1 protein-coding gene is annotated in these 4,666 nt (G+C 38.2%); it reads left to right on the forward strand.

Annotated elements, in window-relative coordinates; genetic code table 11:
• Nucleotides 1-4,666, forward strand: a 4,666-nt coding sequence (locus SAE01_RS24160; RefSeq protein WP_147206404.1) for a non-ribosomal peptide synthetase, incomplete at both ends; no start/stop codon positions are given.

Consider the following 4,666-nt stretch of genomic DNA (forward strand, 5'->3'; position numbering starts at 1 on the left):
GCCATCAGGAAAGAGTTGACGGTCGAAATACCAATAAAAGACATCTTCAATTACCCAACTCTAGCCCAGCTTGCAGGGCAGTTTGAAAGCCAATCCGATACAGTAATTCTTCCTTCAATAGAAATAGCACAACCACGACCTGAATTTATTCCATTATCGTTCAGCCAGGAACGTTTATGGTTTTTAGACCGCTTAGAGGGATCTGTGCAATATCATTTACCGGCAGTACTTAGTTTGAAAGGCAATTTAAATAATCAAGCCTTGGCAGAGGTCTTCAAGACAATTGTTAACCGACATGAAGTACTACGAACAGTATTTGTTGAAAAAGACGGCCAGGTTTACCAGCAAATTAAAGATATCGATCAATGGAGTTTAAGTATAAAGGATGGATCAGAATTTAAAGACAACGATGAGTCTTTACAGAGATATGTACAGCAAATAATAAGTGCACCATTCAATTTGTCAGAAGATGACATGTTAAGGGCAGAACTTATTAGTCTTGATAAAACAAGCCATATACTTGTAGTCACTTTACATCACATAGCATCTGATGGGTGGTCCAGGTCTATCTTGGTAAAAGAGCTCGTAGAGTTATATGATGCTTATGATAAAAGTATTCCAAACCCTTTAGCTCCTTTAAACATTCAATATGCAGATTTCGCAATTTGGCAAAGAAATTATTTAAAGGAGGATATTCTAGATAAGAAGATCAGCTATTGGAAAGAGAAGCTTAAAGGAGTAGAGCCTTTACAATTACCATCTGATTTTACAAGGCCTCCTGTTCAGAGTACCAAAGGCGCTGTTGCAGGTTTTAAAATAGAAAAAGAGCTGTCAATCCAATTGCAGCAGCTAAGCCAGCAACAGGGTTCGACCATGTTTATGACATTGCTGGCGGCGTTTGAAGTACTACTGTACCGCCACAGTGGACAAAGTGATATCTGTATAGGGACACCTATAGCCGGACGTCAGCAGCAGGAGTTGGAAGGGTTGATCGGCTTTTTCGTTAATACCCTTGCTTTAAGAAACCAACTAAATGAAGATGGATCCTTTATCGAATTGTTGCAACAAGTAAGGGCAACAACACTGGAGGCGTATGAACACCAGGATTTACCTTTTGAGAAGGTGGTGGATGCAGTGATGAACCAACGAGACATGAGTCGGAGTCCTCTTTTCCAGGTCATGTTTATTTTGCAAAATGCTCCTGATGTTCCCACACTTCAGTTGGGAGATGTAGAGTTATCGTCAAAAGGTATTGATCACAACACTTCAAAATTTGATCTCACTTTTCTAGCACTTGAAACAAAACAAGGTATTCAGGGCACGGTAGAATATTGCACCGATCTTTATAGTCAGCAAACAATTGAGCGACTAATAATTCACTTTAAAGAATTACTAAATTCTATTGTAAAATCTCCAAAGCAAAAAATCAGCCTTTTGCCAATGCTGACAAGCCAGGAGAAGCATCAATTATTGGTTGAGTTTAATAATACAAGAGCAGATTATCCAAGAGACAAAACAATCGTAGACTTATTTGAAGAGCAAGTACTTAAATCTCCCGATGGTATAGCGTTAGTGCACGAAGGCAAAGAAGTTAGCTACAAGCAATTAAATGAACGGTCTAATAGATTAGCGCACTATTTAAAAGGCAAAGGGGTGAAAGGGGAAACGCTGGTACCTATCTGCATGGAAAGAAGTGCTAGTTTAATTGTAGGTATTCTAGCGATATTAAAAGCAGGAGGAGCATATGTGCCAATTGATGCTAATTATCCGACGGAAAGAATTAAACACATTACTCAAGATATTAAGGCACATATTTTTATAACAAATAGTGCTACTAAATCAAGGGTTGTCGACATATATGAACTAGAAATTATCGAACTTGATGATGAAGGTTCAGCCGGTGCGGCTAGTATTGCTCAACCCGCTGTAAATCCTTTGTCGACTGTTGATACCTTTACTGCAGTTTATGTTATCTATACCTCAGGATCAACAGGGACCCCAAAAGGAGTAGTAATTGAACACCGTTCACTTGTAAATTTAGTTAGTTGGCATATTGCAAAATATCAAGTAAGTGATATTAGTAAGACGACTGCTATGGTTGGTATCAGTTTCGATGCTTTTGGCTTTGAAATTTGGCCTTATCTAACTGCAGGAGGATCAATCTTTATTGTTGATAATGAAACCCGTCTTAATACTACTGAACTAGTAGCCTTCTTTATTAAGAACAATATAACTCATAGTTTTCTGTCCACTGCTTTAGTTAGGGACTTCATTTCGTCATCTGGTCGTAAAATAGAGAGTTTAAAGTATTTGTTGACTGGAGGAGACAAGCTACCTTCTCTAACTATCGAAGACGTTAATTATAATATCGTAGATAACTATGGTCCAACAGAATATACGATTGTTACAAGTAGTTACTTATTGTGCAAAGAGGACAAAAAATCAAATCCTCCAATTGGTTCACCGATAGCTAATACTGCTATGTTTATTTTAAGCAAGCAGAAACAATTAGTTCCAATAAGTGTAGCCGGAGAAATTTATATTGGCGGAGATGGTTTGGCACGAGGCTATTTAAATCGTCCTGACCTAACGACTGAAAAATTTATAAATAATGTAAGTGAGGTTGACGAAGGGGTTAGAATATATAGAACAGGAGATTTAGGCAGATGGCTTCCGGACGGTAACATTGAATTTATCGGACGCGGTGATGAGCAGGTAAAGGTAAGAGGCTACAGGATAGAATTAGGTGAGATTGAAAGTGTACTGGCGGAAAGCGGACTTATAAGGCAAGGAGTTGTTGTAGCAAAGGAAGATAGCAGAGGCAGCAAACAGCTTGTTGGTTATGTAGTGTCCGTTGAAGAATTTGATAAAAACGCGATTGTTTCGTATTTGCTTAAAAGGCTTCCAGACTTTATGGTTCCATCGGCTTGGGTCGAACTCGAAAATTTACCCTTAACTCCTAATGGCAAAGTAGATAAAAGAGCCTTACCGGAACCGGACAACAATGAATTGCAAAACTATAAGTTCGTAGCACCAAGGACAGAAACGGAGGTGAGGTTAGCAGCTATTTGGCAGGATATTCTAGGAGTTGAAAAAGTAGGCATCTTTGATAACTTCTTCGAATTGGGAGGACACTCGTTGCTTGTGTTTAGGGTAATATCAGCAATACGTAAAGAGTTAGCAGTAGAACTACCAATTAGGGATGTGTTTAATTACCCCACAATAGCTCAACTTGCAACCCAATTTCAAATTGAAACAGTTGTTTTGCCTAAGATACAAGCAGTTCAACCAAAGCGCGAACTTATTCCTCTTTCGTTTAGTCAGGAGCGGTTATGGTTTATAGATCGACTTGAAGGTAGTATTCAATATCATGTTCCATCAGCCCTAAGATTGAAAGGTGAGTTGAATATAAAAGTTCTTCAATTAGCTCTCCGTACTATAGTTAACCGGCATGAAGTACTCCGAACTGTGTTTTTAGAAAAAGACGGGCAGGTATATCAGCGAATAAAGGACAAGGATCAGTGGGAGCTGAAAATTCATGAAGGAAAGAGATTTGAAGAAAATCAAGAGGAACTAAAGGATTATATTCAGGATTTGGTAAGCAGGCCCTTTAATCTTGCAAAAGATGATATGGTAAGGTCAGATTTAATTAGTATTTCTTCTGCTAACCACGTCCTCGTAGTTACTTTTCATCATATTGCAGCGGATGCCTGGTCAATGCCGATTTTTATAAAGGAGGTGGCAGAGCTTTACGGTGCCTACAACAAAGAGAAGCCTAATCCTCTATCCCCTTTAAGTATTCAGTATGCTGATTTCTCAATTTGGCAGCGAAACTATCTTAGTCAATCTGTTCTTGATAAGAAGATCAATTACTGGAAAGAAAAACTTCGGGGTGTTGAACCTCTTCAATTACCTGTAGACTTTGCTAGGACTCCTATTCAAAGTATTAGGGGAGCGGTAGCGAGCTCTATCATAGATGAGCAACTTTTAGTTCAAATACAGGAATTGAATCGACAACAAGGTACCACAATGTTTATGACCTTATTGTCTGCTTTTAATGTATTGCTGTATAACTACAGCGGGCAGTATGATATCTGTATAGGTACTCCTATAGCTGGTCGGCAGCAACAGGAGTTGGAAAATCTCATCGGATTTTTTCTTAATACCCTTGTTTTAAGGATAAAATTAAATGATCAGGCATCTTTTATTGATTTGCTACAACAGGTAAGAGAAACGACTCTTGAAGCCTACGAGTATCAGGATGTTCCGTTTGAAAAAGTAGTCGACGCAGTAGCAAAACAAAGGGACATGAGCAGAAGTCCTCTTTTTCAGGTTATGTTTGTTCTACAAAAACAAGGGGAGGTCTTAAAGGAAGGTTTAGGAGATTTAGTATTATCAGTTGAAGGAACAAAAACAAATACATCAAAATTTGACATAACATTCTTTGTTACTGAAAGAAGTAACAGTCTCCTACTTTCCGTAGAATACGCTTTGGATTTGTATAGTAAACAGACTATTGAGAGGTTGTTAAGTCATTTTACTCAGCTACTTCAATCAATTGTACAGCTTCCCCAGCAAAAAGTGTCATCATTAAAAATTCTCAATAAGCAGGAACAGAATAACATACTTGTAGAATTTAATAATTCTGAAGTAGAATATCCCCGAG

It is taken from the genome of Segetibacter aerophilus (assembly GCF_007991655.1).
GTDB classification, from domain to species: Bacteria; Bacteroidota; Bacteroidia; order Chitinophagales; family Chitinophagaceae; genus Segetibacter; species Segetibacter aerophilus.